The organism is Mangrovimonas sp. ST2L15 (genome assembly GCF_001280515.1).
Taxonomy (GTDB): Bacteria; Bacteroidota; Bacteroidia; order Flavobacteriales; family Flavobacteriaceae; genus Mangrovimonas; species Mangrovimonas futianensis.
The window spans coordinates 862652-879624 of record NZ_LBIQ01000030.1 but is presented as its reverse complement, the minus strand read 5'-3'; the positions used below and the strand labels follow the sequence as shown (position 1 = coordinate 879624).

The 16973-nt window shown below is 35.5% G+C and carries 15 protein-coding genes and 1 tRNA gene; 4 read left to right on the top strand and 12 right to left on the bottom strand.

What is annotated here, in order from left to right:
• Both ZA07_RS07765 and ZA07_RS07760 read right to left on the bottom strand, forming a co-directional pair.
• Complete coding sequence (locus tag ZA07_RS07765; RefSeq protein ID WP_053971141.1) at window positions 1–1056, bottom strand: endonuclease; 1056 nt, start codon at window positions 1054–1056, stop codon at window positions 1–3.
• 79 nt (window positions 1057–1135) lie between these two features.
• Window positions 1136–1864, bottom strand: coding sequence for an SOS response-associated peptidase (locus ZA07_RS07760; protein WP_053971140.1), 729 nt, complete (start codon window positions 1862–1864; stop codon window positions 1136–1138).
• A gap of 174 nt (window positions 1865–2038) precedes the next feature.
• Between ZA07_RS07760 and ZA07_RS07755 the strand changes: the two genes are divergently transcribed.
• The 3 genes from ZA07_RS07755 (at window position 2039) to ZA07_RS07745 (ending at window position 4348) form a co-directional block, all read left to right on the top strand.
• Window positions 2039–2212 carry a hypothetical protein gene (locus ZA07_RS07755; protein ID WP_157492090.1) on the top strand — a complete coding sequence of 58 codons (174 nt, stop codon included), beginning with the start codon at window positions 2039–2041 and terminating at the stop codon, window positions 2210–2212.
• Between the two features lie 85 nt (window positions 2213–2297).
• Entirely contained in the window at window positions 2298–2540 is a 243-nt protein-coding gene (locus tag ZA07_RS07750; protein WP_053971138.1) for a hypothetical protein, read from the top strand.
• An 8-nt stretch (window positions 2541–2548) separates the two neighbouring features.
• Window positions 2549–4348 (top strand): restriction endonuclease, encoded by a 1800-nt coding sequence (locus ZA07_RS07745; RefSeq protein WP_053971137.1) that lies wholly within the window; start codon window positions 2549–2551, stop codon window positions 4346–4348.
• Between the two features lie 25 nt (window positions 4349–4373).
• On the opposite strand, the gene ZA07_RS07740 is transcribed toward ZA07_RS07745, so the two are convergent.
• Window positions 4374–5564, bottom strand: a complete 1191-nt coding sequence (locus tag ZA07_RS07740) for a site-specific integrase (protein WP_053971136.1) — start codon at window positions 5562–5564, stop codon at window positions 4374–4376.
• Window positions 5565–5646: 82 nt separating this feature from the next.
• On the opposite strand from ZA07_RS07740, the gene ZA07_RS07735 reads away from it, so the two are divergent.
• Window positions 5647–6504: a hypothetical protein gene (locus tag ZA07_RS07735; protein WP_053971135.1), complete on the top strand. Its 858-nt coding sequence runs from the start codon at window positions 5647–5649 to the stop codon at window positions 6502–6504.
• Between the two features lie 105 nt (window positions 6505–6609).
• Here ZA07_RS07735 and ZA07_RS07730 read toward each other — a convergent pair whose 3' ends face one another.
• The 9 genes from ZA07_RS07730 to ZA07_RS07690 all read right to left on the bottom strand — a co-directional run bounded on the left by ZA07_RS07730 (window position 6610) and on the right by ZA07_RS07690 (window position 16829).
• Window positions 6610–6939 carry a YegP family protein gene (locus ZA07_RS07730; protein WP_053971134.1) on the bottom strand — a complete coding sequence of 110 codons (330 nt, stop codon included), beginning with the start codon at window positions 6937–6939 and terminating at the stop codon, window positions 6610–6612.
• Window positions 6940–7144: 205 nt separating this feature from the next.
• Window positions 7145–7218 (bottom strand) — tRNA-Asp (locus ZA07_RS07725).
• Window positions 7219–7284: 66 nt separating this feature from the next.
• Entirely contained in the window at window positions 7285–8214 is a 930-nt protein-coding gene (locus ZA07_RS07720) for a DUF58 domain-containing protein (RefSeq protein WP_053971133.1), read from the bottom strand.
• A gap of 4 nt (window positions 8215–8218) precedes the next feature.
• The gene (locus ZA07_RS07715) at window positions 8219–8761 is read right to left on the bottom strand and encodes a ClpP family protease (RefSeq protein WP_053971132.1); all 543 of its coding nucleotides are present in this window, start codon (window positions 8759–8761) and stop codon (window positions 8219–8221) included.
• Between the two features lie 77 nt (window positions 8762–8838).
• A complete protein-coding gene (gene trxA, locus ZA07_RS07710; RefSeq protein ID WP_053971131.1) occupies window positions 8839–9156 on the bottom strand; it encodes a thioredoxin in 318 nt (105 codons plus the stop codon).
• 148 nt (window positions 9157–9304) lie between these two features.
• Entirely contained in the window at window positions 9305–10606 is a 1302-nt protein-coding gene (locus ZA07_RS07705) for a DUF2254 domain-containing protein (RefSeq protein ID WP_053971130.1), read from the bottom strand.
• 18 nt (window positions 10607–10624) lie between these two features.
• Window positions 10625–15004: a DNA polymerase III subunit alpha gene (gene dnaE, locus ZA07_RS07700; protein ID WP_053971129.1), complete on the bottom strand. Its 4380-nt coding sequence runs from the start codon at window positions 15002–15004 to the stop codon at window positions 10625–10627.
• 159 nt (window positions 15005–15163) lie between these two features.
• A complete protein-coding gene (locus ZA07_RS07695) occupies window positions 15164–15613 on the bottom strand; it encodes a PA2169 family four-helix-bundle protein (protein ID WP_053971128.1) in 450 nt (149 codons plus the stop codon).
• A gap of 187 nt (window positions 15614–15800) precedes the next feature.
• Window positions 15801–16829 (bottom strand): DUF6252 family protein, encoded by a 1029-nt coding sequence (locus tag ZA07_RS07690; protein WP_053971127.1) that lies wholly within the window; start codon window positions 16827–16829, stop codon window positions 15801–15803.
• Between the last annotated feature and the right edge of the window lie 144 nt (window positions 16830–16973).

Genomic DNA, 16973 nt, shown 5'->3' with positions numbered 1-16973 from the left:
TCAGTTCTTTATAAACTTATAATAGATGACCTTCTCTCCGCTTAAAAGCTTTAAAATATAGAATCCATTCACTAATGACTCTACATTTATTACATTGTTGAGAAGTGGCAATGCTATCTTCTTACCTGACTGTGAGTAAATGGAATGTTGAAACTGCGCGTTGGTATTGTTTGAAATGTAAAGTTTCGTCACAACAGGATTGGGATATATCTTGATTTTCTCAATTTGCTCTTCCTCAATACTCATCAAATTCCAAGTATCCTCTGCATCAGGACCATTCCATATCATTGTTGCCAAATATGGATTATCTATAAAAGGGTTCCTGTTTCCCTGCATATCCTCAAGGACATCATTCCTCTGTAGTTCCACTTCTGACACAGGGTCTTGTTCATTCCAATCCAAGAATACATCAGGCATATCTGGATGGTACATATTGTTTCCATAACCCGTATTATTGGGTAGGCATTGGGTTGGATATCTTAGATACATATACATGATTATTCTTGCCACATCTCCCTTCCATTCATCTCCTGGATACCATTCACCACTGGTTGTTATGTGTGAGTCCCCAGAACTATCCTGAAAGAGCCTATTGCTCCTTGTAGAGTTCATATTACCGTCACAAGCCCTAAGATTATGTACATCTGTTCCTGGACCTGGTTGGTCTGTTGTAAGCGATGGTATTGCCAATGACCTTGCAAATACATGTTCCCTAGTCCAAAGACCACTACAATTGGAGGTATGGCATGACAAATCCTTATCCCTTGTATAATCCGTTTCAAAATCTCCATCATTATTGTCAAAACCATATATCAGAAATACTTGATTCATATTTTCAGGTACTTCATCAGTTAATTTAACTGCATCCCAAGTATCTGTCTCAGATGATGTATAGGGAATTTCAGTGGTATGTGTGGTAGTTATCAGGTCAGATAATTGCGTCTTGATGGAACTGGGAGATTCTGTAAAATCAATATCTTGGTAATAGGTTGGTATCTGGGAAAATCCAGTAACCATTAAAAACATAAAACCAATTAAGAACAACTTTTGAAACATCCTATTACTTTTTATATAAAAGTAAATAATCTTATCTAAAGCTGAAACAATGTACCTGAATATGAAAATATCCTTTAAATTAAAATAGCGTATTTAATTCTGGGTATACCACAGGCTCCAAAACATCTTTCCTATTACTCATTACCCTACTGTTCATAACATCCTTGGAAACCGTATAAGCCTCAAAATCCTTATTTGTAAATGAAAAAAGAAGTTCCATGACCTCTTGAAATGGCAAATCAGGATCAAGCCAATCTATTTCATCCTTTTCATCCAAAATCAATGGCATTCTATATTCTCCATGCTTGTTTTTCTTGTTATGGATTTCCTTAAAGAAATCATTGGCTACAGTGGTAATAAGGGAGACGGTGTAGATGTCATCATCCAATTCAGTATAGATTCCTGCAAAAGAAAAAAGTGACCTATCCTTGCATCTTATATAGTGGGGATAGTTGTTTCCATTAAACTGATGTGGTTCAAAAAATCCATCAGCTATTATAAGACATCTATTATACTCCAATGGCTTTCTGAACAATGGACTTTCAAACAGGTGCATTGCTCTTGCATTTAACGTATTGGTCTTTCTCAAAAAGTCATCCCTTTGGAATATTTCAAAATTCTCAGGTAGCATACCCCAATAGGCTGGAGTGAAATTATAGGGCTCAATATCCTTTATAATGTAGATATATTCCTTCTCAAAACCATTGCGATGAAAAAAAGGTTTGTAGACATCCAGTGCTTCTGGAAAGACATAAAAACGTTCCTTTATCTCTTCCTTAGTTTTGGTCAATGAAATATGGTAACACATGCATTAAATTTAGTTAAAAAATCTCCCAAACAGACATTAAAATAACAATTGCTTTGACCTATTCAGGTCCTCAGTTTGTCCTTAAATTCTTTAATTTTCTGATTTTTTGAACTATTTTTAAATTCTCCCTTGAATTTATTAATGAATAATTTCAAATTGCCCAACCAACTAATTATGTCCTTAATTCAAAATTATGTAGTTTCAAAATACCTACAATCCCAATTTTTAATGGAAAAACTACCAAATACATTACAAAACCTGCATGAGTTGAAATTTGTAGATTTTATTAAAGAACTCAATAAATCAAATAAAAAATTTAGAATGGATGCTACTATCAAAAATGGATGAAATGGACACAAAAAATGACCAATTGGTTTATGAGTTGTTTGGCTTAACAAATCAGAAAATTGAAATATTAGAAAACAGTTGATAAATGGGCTTACTTGAAGAATATATGGATAAGTTTGATAAGCTTACAGACCAAGAAATCATAGAAAAATTTAATAACCAAATAGGAAATCATGGGTGGGGCTCTGCTAGGGCAAATTACCTAGGGGCTATTAGACAACAATATGAAAAAAGAAATATTGATTTTTCTGAAATTGGTGATGACAAGGGAATGTTCTATTCCAACAAGGTAGAGTTGAATGGTAAAAAGTTAATTATAGTGAAATAGGTGTAAATATGTCTAGGAGCAAGGATACTGGAATTGTTTTGTTAGTTGCCATTGGGTTACTATTATTTATTCTCAAAACTATATTTGATTTTGTTTCTGAATATTACATCCTTATCGGCTCTATACTTTTATTAACCTTGAGTGTTTACATTCTGATAAGATATCTAAAAAGAAAAAAAATAAATGAAAAGGAGAATGAAATTGCACTAGAATCTTTGGAACAAAAACTAAAGGAATATGCTGAACAACAAACTGCCTTATTAGAAAAGGAGTTTACATTCCTTACTAATAATTATAAAGAAATATTAGAGAAAATTTCAAAAGAAGTCAATAAAGACATGGAGGATTTAAATTTCCAAAATCCAAACTTTATAGATATTAAGCATATTTTAGAAAATGTTAACTCCAACAAAGCTATAGATTGGGATTCCCTTTTTTATTTGGACAAATTTGAACTTCCTAACCCAAAAGTATTATTAAAGGATTTCAAAGAAAGAATACATCCTTTAAATCCACCAAGACCAATTGATTTGAACAATTTGGCTCCACTCAGTTTCAATAAAACTAAACTTAATATTCTAAATGGGAGGCTGCAAGAAATCGCTACCAATAAAATTAAAGAAGAAAATACAGTTCTTAATTTAAGATATTCAGAATTTAAAGAGCAAAGAAATAAAGAGTACAAAAGACTTCATTTTGAGATTGACAAGTTAAAAGAGATATGGGACATAAAACATCAGTATTTCTTACAACAAAAAAACAATCATAATAATATTATTGAGACCATTAAAAAATCTATTACAGAAGGGAATAATGAGTCCTTTTCATTATTTATAAAAATTTTACTTGAGAGTAAAAATTACAATATTGAATTTACCCCTAAGGTAAGATGCAAATACTCTGAAAAAGAAAACTACATTCTAGTGGATTACCTTTTGCCTGAGTTGGAAAATTTCCCCACGGTTAAAGAACATAGATTTATTAAAACTAGAAATGAACTTAAACCAATTTTATACACAGAAAAGGAACTAAGTAAGATTTTTAATGAAACCATATATAAAATTGTTCTTGATTCAATAAATGAAGTATACATAAATGACATCCATTCCTGGATTGACTCTATTGTTTTAAATGGATGGTCAAATGCCATAAATCCTAGTACAGGAAATAGAAATACTATCTGCATACTATCTGTTCAAACTACAATAGATGAATTCTCCAAAATCAATCTCTCTTTAGTAAATCCAAAATCATGCTTTAAAAACTTAAAAGGTATATCTGCTCAGAACTTAAAGGATTTGGCACCTATCAGACCTATTATGATTAACAATGAAACTGATTCAAGATTTGTTGACCCCGAAAATATCCCAATTGAAAGCTTCCAAAATTTAGCATCCATGCACTGGAAAGATTTTGAACATCTAATAAGAGAAGTATTTGAAAAGGAATTCAGTCCTGCTGGTGGTTCTGTTAAGGTTACTCAAGCAAGTAGAGATGGTGGAGTTGATGCCATAGCCTTTGACCCAGACCCCATAAGAGGAGGGAAAATAGTAATTCAAGCAAAAAGATATACCAATACAGTTGGGGTTTCTGCCGTTAGGGATTTATATGGAACTGTATTAAATGAAGGAGCTTCAAAAGGTATTTTGGTCACAACTACAGATTATGGTTCGGATTCATATAATTTCATAAAGGACAAACCACTAACCCTTTTGAATGGTAGTAATCTATTATTCCTGATGGAAAAACATGGCTACAAAGCTAGTATTGATATTGAAAAGGCAAGAAAGGAAATGGGCAACGACTAAAATTTTAAATAAAAGAGGAAGCCTTTCAACTCCCCCCTATTTTATCCATTTCATCTATCAACCGCTGCTTTAAAATCTCTCCATAATGGTCTTGAGTTGTCTGCAATTTGGAATGACCCAAGAGCCTACTAACAACATCCATTGGAACCTTATTAGAGAGCAATACAGTGGTTGCAAACGTCTTTCTGGCAAGGTGGTGGGTCAGGTTAAAATCAATCCCTACTACATCAGCTATTTCCTTTAAATAGAGATTAAACTTCACATTGGATATATTATTAAAAATATATTCTTCTCCTTCCACACTATAAATATTTAAAATAACCCTAGCCTTGGGAAGTAAAGGGATCGTATAGACTCTTTTGGTCTTGCCTCTATAAATCCGCAGCCACAAATCACCGTCTTCATTGATGACATCCTTCTTCCTAAGATTCTTCATTTCCTTAAATCCTAAACCTGTATAACAGCAGAAAACAAACATATCCTTTATTTGTTGGATACGCTTGATTCCAAACTCTGTTTCTTCCATTGTTTTCAGTTGCTCTTTAGAGAGGTAAACAATAGGTTTCTTGACTCTTTTAGCCTTGTACAATATGAATGGGTCTTTGCCTATATAATCTTCAGAAATAGCATATCTAATGACTCTCCTAAACCTCTGTATAGCCTTGTTTATGGTGCTTTGCTGGAGTTTCTTCTCAGTCTTGAGATAATACTCATATTGGTCAACAAAACTGCTTTTAAGAGTCTTTATTTGGATGTCCCTTAGCTTGAATTTGAACCTGATAAAATCCTTTAGGTGGTTACCTGACTCCACGTACTTATTATAAGTGACCATTTCAATTTCTATACCCACCAACTTTTTCATTCTGTCACTATGTAGATTATAGACCTGCATCAATCCCATATCATTTTTTGGAGCTACTCCCTTGTACTGCCTGTAGATATCTTCTACTGAAAATTCTGAACCAGCCACCTGTAAAAACAAAAAAGCCCGACTAAGTTTGGTCTTAATCAGGCTCAATTGTGTATTGTGGATATCACTGTCAGGTTCTGGTGGTTTGATAACCTGTTGCTTACTGTCCCATTGTTTGGGATTTATAAATATTCCTGTAGAGAACTCCTTTCTTTTCTTAAGGTAAGTTATTCTACATTTGATTGGGCATCGCTTTTTTGAATTTGACTTTGCGATGTACGGTATGAATAGTATATTAATTTTCATCTTATAATTTTTAAATTGATTTATTTTTTGTTATTTAGCTATCTCTCCTCTAAGAAATTATTTAATCAATCCTATATTTGTAATGAAACGAATCAGTTCCAATTCATTCTATTTTTTCTGTATTTATATATTTTCTTTGGTATCCTGTTCATCAGACGGAGATAATTCTAACGAAGAAAACAATTCTTCCCAACAATACAATTTTAAATATATTACTAGCTCATACTCTGAAGATCATGAGGATTTTTATGGATTTTATCGTGATACATTGGTTTACCAAAACAATCAATTGACTAAAGCTCTATTTTTTGGATGTTCTGGTACCCTACATCAGTTTGAATATGGTGAAAATGGTAAAATATCAACACACTATATAGGGGGAACTGTTGGTTCTGGGTATGATAATTTGGAAAATGACATATCCCAACCAGGAACTTTTTGGAATAAATATGTCCATACATATAATGGCAATAATGAATTAATTAAGATAATTGGGTATGATGTTAATTTTGAAGGAGAATTAGAATTAGAATTTACTATCTCACTTGCTTATGATTCAAACAATAGACCATACAAAATAAATTATGCTCATAATTTTGATTCCTTTTACATAGAGGCAGCTCAATTTGATTCTAATGGCAATATGATTGAAGATACAGAAGGGCACACATATGACTATGACAATAACCCTAATCCTATGTTTGCTTTATTTAAAAAATATGGGCTATTTTTCTTAGAGTCATGTAATATTTTTGACCAAAACACTAGTTATATCAGTGTAAACAATCTAGTAAGGTATTATGAACCAAATGGAGATGTTAGCTGCTATGATGCTAGCTATAGTTATGACCAAAATGGATATCCGACTTCAGTTTATTATCAAAGATGTATTGGTGCAAATGCAGAATGGGATACGGAACACTTTAATTATTTGGATTAATAATAGCCTTCAACAGTTAGATTTCTTATTTATTATTTTTAAAAGAGGAAAAGAGCCACAAGATTGTAGCTCTTATATTAATAAAAGAAAGATATTCTAACCTTTCTAAGATAAATCATCTATTGGTGCCGATGGAGCATTTGTTTTTACTGATTCAATTCCGTTTTCCATGGCACTCACGGAAGAATACATTTGACTTGTACCAATAACCTGGTTATTTCCAGCTTTTAAATTAAAATAAGGGCTTCCTCCCTTGGATTCAAGTCTTTCGTACTTGGAATCATCTGGAGCATTTTTCTTAACGGAATCAATCCCATTATTACATCCAGATTTAGCACTATAACCTTCACTAGCTAATATGTTCTGTCCATTACTAGCCTTTAATCTAAATCTAAACTCACCAGAGTTATCTTTGTAAATTTCAAATTTTGCCATGATATTTATTTTAAATTAATACTTAAAAATACAAATACCACGACTAACAACCTGTTATTTAGATATTTTAACAAAAAATAAAGGGACACCAAGAAGTAAATTGGGACACCTAATAGGACACCTAAAACGGGAGAAAAAGGACTACTTTTCAGTAACCTATAAACACAAAAAAAGCCCCAATTTCTTGGAGCTTTGTGCATTGTTGCGGTCTGGACGGGACTCGAACCCGCGACCCCCTGCGTGACAGGCAGATATTCTAACCAACTGAACTACCAGACCGTTGCTTTAATGCGGATGCAAATATACGTGGCTTTTTTAAAAAGTCAAATATTTTTTCTGCTTTTTTTAAATAAATTTTTGCCGCTCTACCATGTAGGTCGTCAAGATGTGGTCAAAGGCGTCATTTATATTGGCCTCAACGTACTTTATCTGGTATTGCCCACACTTTAATTTAACGGCCTGAAAGTACTCTTTCACAGCTTTTTGATAGCTTTCCTGAATATTCTCCGCATATAAATTGATATGTTCTCCCGTCTCAACATCTACAAATCGTCTGGGTGCGTTGTCAAAATCAAAATCCAATTCCTTTTCCTTGTCAAAAACATGAAACAACACGACTTCGTGCTTATTATACTTCAAATGCCTTAAGGCTTCAAATAATTTAGTCTGATCTGTTTCGGTTTGGAACATATCTGTAAAGAAGAAAATCAAGGACCTCCTATGGATTTTTTCAGCAATCTGATGTAGATAGGTGAAAGTTTCCGTTTGCTTATTCTCTGGCTTGTTTAACACCATTTGAGTCAATTGATGCAACAACATATGATGGTGTCTATCACTTCCCTTTTCCGGCGCGTAATAATCGTAGGCATCACTATAGATACTCAATCCTACAGCATCTCTCTGCTTTTTTAAAATGTGCATTAGACTCGCAGCGGCCAAAGCAGAAAAGCCTATTTTATTAAGCCTATCAATGGAGAAGGAACTCATGTTTGGATAATGCATGGAACTGCTATTATCAATAATCAAATGACACCGCAAATTGGTTTCCTCGTCATATCGCTTGGTGTACAATTTATCCGTTTTGGCATAGAGCTTCCAATCAATATGTTTGGTACTCTCACCACTGTTATAAATTTTATGCTCTGCAAATTCTGCTGAAAAACCATGAAACGGACTTTTATGCATCCCCGCAATAAACCCTTCCACCACCTGTTTTGCCAACAGTTCTAAATTGGTAAATCCACTTGTTTTATTAAGCTCCTTGGTTAAATCCACGTGATTAAATTACAGCATCCACAATTCCGTATGCCACCGATTCTTCAGCATCCATCCAATGGTCTCTATTAAAATCCTTTAAGACCTTTTCATAATCCTGTCCACAGTTATCGGCCAAAATCTTTGCACTTAATTCTTTCGTTTTTAGAATTTCTTGTGCCGTGATTTCAATATCACTGGCTGGTCCTCTAGCCCCTCCACTTGGTTGATGGATCATCACTTTGGCATGCGGTTGGATAAATCGTTTACCCTTTGTCCCCACAGACAAAAGAATAGATCCCATTGAAGCTGCCAATCCTGTACAAATTGTAGACACATCACTTTTCAAAGATTGAATGCAATCGTACATAGCAAAACCCGAAGTTACATAGCCTCCCGGACTGTTGATATAGAGATGGATGTCTTTGGTTTCCAAAGCATCCAAATATAGTAATCTATCAATGACATGTTTGGCCGAATCATCGTCCACTTGTCCCCAAAGAAACACTTTGCGTTCCTCTAGTAATTTATGGTCTAATAGGTCTTGGACCTTAGTTGTTTTGCTCATATGAAATAATTTTACCTAAAAATAAAAAAAGGTTTGCAGTAACTGCAAACCTTTTATCAATACTTTATGTTTTTATCTTACAAAAGCGAATCGATAGCTTCACTGTAGGTTCCTTTAGGAGCTACACCAACCTGACGTCCTACTACTTCACCGTTTTGGAATACCAATACGGTTGGAATGTTTCTCACACCGTATTTTGCAGCAAACTCTTGATTGGCATCAACATCTACTTTTCCAATTACTGCTTTTCCTTCATATTCCTTACTTAATTCATCTATGATAGGAGCTACCATTCTACAAGGTCCGCACCATGCAGCCCAGAAGTCAACCATTACTGGTTTGTCGCTTTTTAATACCGTTTCTTCAAACGTTGCATCTGTGATTTCTAATGCCATAATATATAATTTAATATGTTCTACTTAACTCATCTATTAATAATGCAAACTTAGTCAAAAATTCTGCCAAACCTTACAGCCTGACAATTTGTTTTTTTTATGCCGACATTGTTGCAGATTATGCGGTAATCTTTTAAAAAACTAATATTTAGTCAAAGGATACCTTATTCGCCAACTGTTTTAAAAGATCCAGATCTTGTGCGTTTTTTATATGGCCCTCCACATCATACATCAATTTATTCAATTCTTCTTTTATGGCGTCCTTATGGATTTTAGTTGTGTTTGGATTTGCAACCAGTGTAGCCATCATCACAACCAATTTTTGACTACATGTCATGTCTTGCTTACAGTAAGTCCTATAACTCATCATGATTTGAGACAACAAATCTGAAAAAGACAAGGTTCTTAATTTCACACAGGGATTACCTTCCTCTTTACAGATAAAATCACAATCAGCCTCCAGTAATTTTAATGCAAAAAGTTCGGTTAAATAATCTATGGTATTCACTGCTGTTCCGGGATCATTAACTCCTGGTGACATAGCTCTTACTCCAATCTCAGCAATTTGTTTAAATCCCAACACATAATTCTCGCTGACATTTTCAGTGGATCTATTAAGAAGAATAAAATCAAAGACACTATTTAATTCGTCATCAGATAAGGGCTTACTCGATTTAAAAAGCGGCATTCCTTCTCCGACAAAAAAACCTTGATATTGCAACAACTCAAGTTTAAAATTTTCCTTTTCACAGATATCCAAAAGTCCTTCCCTATTTAATCCTCTAAAGTACCCAAACGTCTTTGCGGAATATGATGTCCAGTTTTCCGAATCCGGAAAAGAAACAGCATCCTTTTGGTTGTCAATGATAAACTGAAGCCGCTTACTAGCTTTATTGAAAATACTGTCCAATATACTTTCAACCTGTATGGATTTAGAAATCGAATCAATAAAATAAATGAAAAAAAACAGACAGATGATGGTTAAGATAATCCCAACAAGAATAGAAAACCCTGGCAATTGGTATTGATCTTTTGTTGGCTCAATACCCACCATTACAAAGGTATTATAAAGTAACGTTCCTAAATAAAGACCTAAAATATACTGATGCTTTCGTACAGAAATCAATCCTGGCAAAACGCGTGGGGAAAAATTACTGGAAGCCTGATTAAGCAATAACATCACCATGGAAAAACTAAACACCATGATGGAAATTATTCCAGCTGACAAATAACTCAACAGTGTTGCCGCTGTTTCGTAATTATTGATTATTAAAAAAGGGGCCTTTTCGATTAAATAGGGAGTAATACCCCATTTTTCGGAAAGACCTGCAAGAACACCTAACAGAAATCCGGCAACTCCCAAGACTCCGGGAATAAAGGCAATGTTATTTGCAATGGTTTTAAAAAAGGTCTTTATTTTCCAAAAACTTGAAAAATAGGAATTATCCATAGTTGGTTATTTGACAAATCAATTCAATTTATAAAATAACTCTTGTTCCGTCAACTGATTTAACAATTCTTGGGAAATTTTCACCTTCTGTCTTCTACTTGGCATCGTTAATTTTAATTGGTCCTCATTATCATAAATGATAAAAGTCAACGCCTTGTCACCTTCATGCTCTTTAAACAAATTCTGTAAGGTTTTAATACGATCATCCTTTAAGTCCAAAATATTCAATTGTACAGATAATTTTCTGGCATAGGTATCCATGACATCATGCAACAATTGAAAACTATTGAATTGCAATCGAGGCTCACCTTTAACACCTGTATTCTTGTTGACCCAACCTTCTCTTACAAAGGCTTTAACAAACACAAAGGAATTTTTAACCAAAAAGTGCCTGAATTTTAGATATTCTTCACCAAAAATCCGAAACTCAAAACTATCATCATAATCCTCAATGATAAACAAGGCCCATCCTTTTCCTTGTTTGCTGGTACGGTGTTGGATATCGGTAACCACGCCTCCAAAAACCATTTCCCGATTAACAAAAGGCTCTAAGTTTTTAAAATTGGACACCACAGCATTACAAAAGGTTTTCATCTCTATTTTGAAATCATCCAATGGATGTCCAGAAATATAAATACCCACTACCTCCTTTTCTTGCGCCAACTTTTCCATAGTACCCCACTCTTCACAAGGCGGCACTTTAGGCTCCTCAATTTGCACTTCACTAGCATCCCCAAACAAACTTACCTGTGCAGAATTTTCGTTCTCTTGATGTTTGGCTCCATACTTCATAGCCTTTTCCAAAAAGGTAATGCCATCACCTTCGTCTTTAAAGTATTGGGCTCTATGCGTATCGTCAAAACAATCAAACCCCCCAGCATAGGCCAAGTTCTCGAATGCACGCTTATTGGCTGCTCTTAAGTCTATACGTTTTGCCAAATCAAAGATGGATTTATATGGCCCATTCTCCTTTCTATTCTCCACAATGGTCTTAACAGCACCATGACCTACACCCTTAATAGCTCCCATTCCAAACCTAACTGCGTTATCTTTGTTTACAGAAAACTTATAGAACGATTCATTTACATCAGGCCCCAACACGTTTAATTTCATACGCTTACACTCTTCCATGAAAAAGGTCACCTGCTTGATGTCATTCATGTTATTTGAAAGTACCGCCGCCATATATTCGGCTGGGTAATGAGCTTTTAAATAGGCTGTTTGATAAGCAATCCAAGCATAACAAGTAGAGTGCGATTTGTTAAATGCATAACTGGCAAAAGCTTCCCAATCCTTCCAAATTTTCTCCAGCGCCTCCCTCGGATGTCCGTTAGCCTCTCCGCCATCCAAAAACTGAGGCTTCAGTTTCTCCAATAAAGCAAATATCTTTTTACCCATCGCCTTACGGAGCATATCGGCATCACCCTTGGAGAAGTTGGCCAATTTTTGCGAGAGTAACATTACCTGCTCTTGATATACCGTAATCCCATAGGTTTCCTTTAGATATTCCTCCATTGCTGGTAAATCGTAAACAATTTCCTGGTCTCCATGTTTACGCGCAATAAAGTCTGGAATGTATTCCATTGGCCCCGGACGGTACAAGGCATTCATTGCAATAAGGTCATCAAACACGGTAGGCTTTAAGGACTGCATGTGTTTTTGCATCCCAGGAGATTCGTATTGGAACACCCCAACTGTTTCACCACGTTGGAACAACTCATAGGTCTTTTGATCGTCCAGAGGAAAATTCTCTGGGTCCAATTCAATACCATGTTTGGCTTTGACGATTTTGACCGTGTCCTTTATCAATGTAAGGGTCTTCAAACCCAAGAAGTCCATTTTTAACAACCCAGCACTTTCTACTACCGAGTTATCAAATTGGGTAACGTATAAATCAGAATCTTTAGCTGTAGAAACCGGAACAAAGTTGGTAATATCATCAGGGGTAATAATCACGCCACAGGCATGGATACCAGTATTTCTTACAGACCCTTCCAAAACCCTTGCTTGGTTGACAGTTTCAGCCTCCAAATCACTTCCGTCAGCAATATTCAATAACTGATTGATGTTTTCCACCTCTTCTGAACGAAATTTGCTTTTCAAGGTCTTTTCATCCATACCAAATATCTTGGCCAATTTGGTATTCGGAATCAACTTGGCAATTCTATCGGCATCAAATAATGGCAAATCCAAAACCCTCGCTGTATCTCGAATAGATGATTTGGCAGCCATGGTACCATAAGTAATAATCTGTGCCACCTGGTTCGCCCCATATTTATTGATTACATAATCCATAACACGTCCCCGACCTTCATCATCAAAGTCAATATCAATATCGGGCATACTTACACGGTCTGGATTCAAGAATCTCTCAAAAAGTAAGTCGTACTTGATAGGATCAATATTGGTAATCCCAAGACAATAAGCCACAGCCGAACCTGCAGCAGAACCACGTCCCGGACCCACCGAAACCCCCATATTTCTGGCCTCACGAATAAAGTCCTCAACAATCAAGAAATAACCAGGGTATCCCGTATTCTCAATAACGGACAATTCAAAGTCAAGTCGTTCTTTGATGGATTCGGTAATCTCTTCATAACGCCTTTTAGCTCCCTCATAAGTAAGATGCCTTAAGAATTTATTCTCACCTCGTTTTCCTCCATCAACCTGATCTTCATCTACTTGAAACTCCTCAGGAATATTAAACTTCGGAAGCAAGACGTCCCGAGCCAATTCAAAAGGCTCAATTTTATCTACAATTTCTTGAATATTGGTAATTGCCTCAGGCAAATCTTTAAAGAGCTCTTTCATTTCATCAGAAGATTTAAAGTAATACTCCTGATTAGGTAAGCCATAACGGAATCCTCGTCCACGTCCTATAGGTGTAGCCTGTTTCTCACCGTCCTTAACACACAATAAAATATCATGGGCATTGGCATCCTCCTGTTCTGCATAATAGGTATTATTTGAAGCCACCAGTTTCACCTCATGTTTTTGAGCAAACTCAACCAAAACTTTGTTTACCCTATTTTCATCCTCTTGATTGTGACGCATTAACTCAATATACAAGTCGTCACCAAAGGTTTCTTTCCACCATACCAAAGCCTCTTCAGCTTGCTTTTCACCTACATTAAGCACCTTACTAGGCACCTCTCCATATAAGTTTCCTGTAAGCACAATAACATCTTCTTTGTACTTTTCTATTAAGTTTTTATCGATTCTGGGCACATAATAAAACCCCTCTGTATATGCTATAGAAGAAAGTTTTGCCAAATTGTGATAGCCCCTTTTATTTTTTGCCAAAAGAACAATTTGGTATCCATTGTCCTTGACATTTTTATTGGTATGATCTTCACAAACAAAGAATTCACATCCTACAATTCCCTTAATAGGCTTAACATCAACTTTCTCTCCATTTTCTTCTGCGGCTTCAATTTTATCCTTTATTGATCGATTGTAATTCCCAATTTCCTTCACAAAATGAAAGGCTCCCATCATATTAGCATGATCTGTCAAGGCTACAGCAGGCATATTATGTTTGGCGGCAGAGGCCACCAAATCTGGAATGCTAATCGTCGATTGTAAAATGGAGAATTGTGAGTGGTTATGCAAATGCACAAAATCAACATCGGCCAGCTCCTGAATGTTTTGTTTGATTTCAGCCGACGATATCGAATCTTCCTGCTTTTTTAATCGCTCATAGATTTTGGCACTCTCCTTTTTTAAATTGATGTGCTTTAAACCTATGAGTTGAATTTCCCTAGGGTTAGCTTGTGAAAAATTCTCAAAATAATCAGATTCTACATCCAATTCTTTTTTGTCAAATTCCTCTCTTCTTACTAACTCAAAGAAACATCTTGTTGTAGCCTCAACGTCGGCAGTGGCGTTGTGGGCCTCAGCAAAGGGCTCGTTGAATAAAAACTCATGAAGCTCCGTCAATGTAGGCAGTTTAAATCTCCCACCACGTCCTCCAGGGATTTGACACAGCTCTGCCGTTTTCTCAGTACAGGTATCTAAAATAGGTAGTTCCTGTAATTGATTTTCAAAATCCTCACGAAAAAATTCACATCCCATCACCTTGACATCAAACTCCACATTCTGCCCAACCACAAATTTGGCTTTCTGCAATACGGCATGAAATTTATGTAAAACTTCAGTCAAAGGCACACCTTGTTTTTCAGCCAATGCCGTTGAAATTCCGTGGACTTTTTCCGCATCATAAGGAATATTAAATCCTTCTGGTTGAATCAAAAAATCTTCATGTTCTATAACATTCCCCATAGCATCATGAAGCTGCCAAGCTATCTGGATGGCCCTAGGCCAATTATCCGTATCGCTTATTGGCGCTTGAAAACTTCTTGGTAAACCTGTGGTTTCTGTATCAAAAATGAGGTACATACAACAATTGATTTTTTTAAAGTGACTCTTAAATTTGGAATAAGAAAAGTGATTAAAAATAAAGAGTTTTATCGGAAAAAATCAAAGAACTTTTCAATAGTTTTAAACAAAAAAACGCCGCATAAACAGCGACGCTTTTTTTTATTTTATTTTAATAAATTAAGAAATACTTTCTTCATGCACCTTTTCGGTATTGATGGCCGATTGAATGGCATTCTTATGTTTATTTAGCAAGGAATCTATACTTGGCGGTAAGTTCCTGTCCTTTAAAATGGCATTATATTCTTCAAGACTGGCTTCCTCTCCTCTGATAGCTTCTTCCAAAACAGCCTCCTCACTATTCTGAGAAAACGTATTTTTCAAATTCATCCAATTTCTATGCAATGCCCCTTGAAACGTACCGGATTTTTCTGGCGTCTCTCCGTATTGAAGAATTTCAGTCCTTAACTCCTTAGCAAACATGCTTCTTTCAGATGCTCGACGTTTAAAAAACATTTTTAAACGATCATTATCCACTTGTTCCATGGCATTTAAATAACCTTTCTCGGCATCATAATTCTTTTCAAGTAACTCGTTCAACTTGTTCGACATATCTTTTGCAAATTCCATGATATTTAGATTTTTAAGTTTTTCAATGACCTTATTTAAAGATGCGCATTGTTCAACATCTCTAAATCAAGGTACCATGTAATTGCTATGAAAGCAACTAGTTTAACAACTTTACCAATTTGTTATGTTTAATTAACAAAAAACGCAGCCCTAAAGCTGCGTTTCTGTTAAAGTATTTTAAGATATACTAGTTGGCATCCAAATAATCTGGAATACCATCACTGTCTACATCTTGAGCATCATCTGGGTTTCCATCGCCGTTTGGATCTGGATTTTCATCGATAGTCAATATCGTATCATTGTCATCATCATTATCCAAATAATCCAAAATACCATCCGAATCAGAATCTAAAGGATCACCTAAAGCATCTTCTATTTCATACATGGTTAAAATGGAGTCCCCATCATCATCTGTATCCAAATAATCTGGAGTACCGTCTCCATCTGTATCATCATTTGTCAAATCACCATCACCATTGGTATCCTCATCAACATCTACGATACCATCTCCATCTTGGTCAGAAGCCTCACAATTCAACCCATCTATAATTCCTTGCAAAACTCCAGTTGCATCACCACAAGCAACTTGCTGGTCCATTAAAGCTTCCTTATAATTGTTACATACTACAACATAATTAGCATCTGTTGGACTTGCTGCTTGATAAGCCTGAAGCGCAGTAGCTGCCGAAGAAACTGCCTCATCACAAGACATAATATCATCTCCTCCACCTACATAAGGCATAACTATATCAAAAAACACCCCTTCACTGAAATTAACTGTTTCATCTCCAGTTTCATTGTAAGCATTAAACCAAAATTCCCCAGAAATTTCACGTAAATCTGGATTCCATCTTGTAATGGTCACTTCCCCATCTGGAGGATACATAAAGTTCTCACCATCGTTTAAATAGTTGGTTGAATATAAGTCTCCATCAGATAACTCTAATGCCGCCATACGAGAGTTTGTACCAGACTCACCCCCTAATTGGTAAGTTTGTCCTTGGCTTGGGGCATTCACTCTAATGGTTAAGGTTTCATATCTACTTCTTGCAGTAATCACCACACGACCAGCTTCATCATAATCTCCAGTCATGGAAACAGCTTTCCAATAGTCTCCATTAAATCTTCCTTGAACAGCAGGCGAATTGAATTCTACTTCATCTTGACAGCCTACCAAAGAAAGGACCGCCAACAGTAATACATAAATTTTTTTCATAGTCGATTTTAATAGTAAGGGTACAAATATGCCCAAAAATAGAATAAAATAATTAATTCATATCGCAGAGAAATAAAAAGTTGAAAATTAAAAAATTGTGGTATATTTGCACCCTCATTAATAACCGAGGTCGCGAACCTCAAA

Excerpts from the sequence above, each read along its gene's own strand:
- ZA07_RS07715 (WP_053971132.1), bottom strand. The coding sequence starts at position 8,761 with ATGAGCAAAACAACTAAGGTCCAAGACCTATTAGACCATAAATTACTA.
- ZA07_RS07755 (WP_157492090.1), top strand. The coding sequence starts at position 2,039 with ATGTCCTTAATTCAAAATTATGTAGTTTCAAAATACCTACAATCCCAA.
- ZA07_RS07750 (WP_053971138.1), top strand. The coding sequence starts at position 2,298 with ATGGGCTTACTTGAAGAATATATGGATAAGTTTGATAAGCTTACAGAC.
- ZA07_RS07690 (WP_053971127.1), bottom strand. The coding sequence starts at position 16,829 with ATGAAAAAAATTTATGTATTACTGTTGGCGGTCCTTTCTTTGGTAGGC.
- ZA07_RS07730 (WP_053971134.1), bottom strand. The coding sequence starts at position 6,939 with ATGGCAAAATTTGAAATTTACAAAGATAACTCTGGTGAGTTTAGATTT.
- ZA07_RS07745 (WP_053971137.1), top strand. The coding sequence starts at position 2,549 with ATGTCTAGGAGCAAGGATACTGGAATTGTTTTGTTAGTTGCCATTGGG.
- ZA07_RS07735 (WP_053971135.1), top strand. The coding sequence starts at position 5,647 with ATGAAACGAATCAGTTCCAATTCATTCTATTTTTTCTGTATTTATATA.
- ZA07_RS07705 (WP_053971130.1), bottom strand. The coding sequence starts at position 10,606 with ATGGATAATTCCTATTTTTCAAGTTTTTGGAAAATAAAGACCTTTTTT.
- ZA07_RS07695 (WP_053971128.1), bottom strand. The coding sequence starts at position 15,613 with ATGGAATTTGCAAAAGATATGTCGAACAAGTTGAACGAGTTACTTGAA.
- trxA (WP_053971131.1), bottom strand. The coding sequence starts at position 9,156 with ATGGCATTAGAAATCACAGATGCAACGTTTGAAGAAACGGTATTAAAA.
- ZA07_RS07760 (WP_053971140.1), bottom strand. The coding sequence starts at position 1,864 with ATGTGTTACCATATTTCATTGACCAAAACTAAGGAAGAGATAAAGGAA.
- ZA07_RS07740 (WP_053971136.1), bottom strand. The coding sequence starts at position 5,564 with ATGAAAATTAATATACTATTCATACCGTACATCGCAAAGTCAAATTCA.
- dnaE (WP_053971129.1), bottom strand. The coding sequence starts at position 15,004 with ATGTACCTCATTTTTGATACAGAAACCACAGGTTTACCAAGAAGTTTT.
- ZA07_RS07765 (WP_053971141.1), bottom strand. The coding sequence starts at position 1,056 with ATGTTTCAAAAGTTGTTCTTAATTGGTTTTATGTTTTTAATGGTTACT.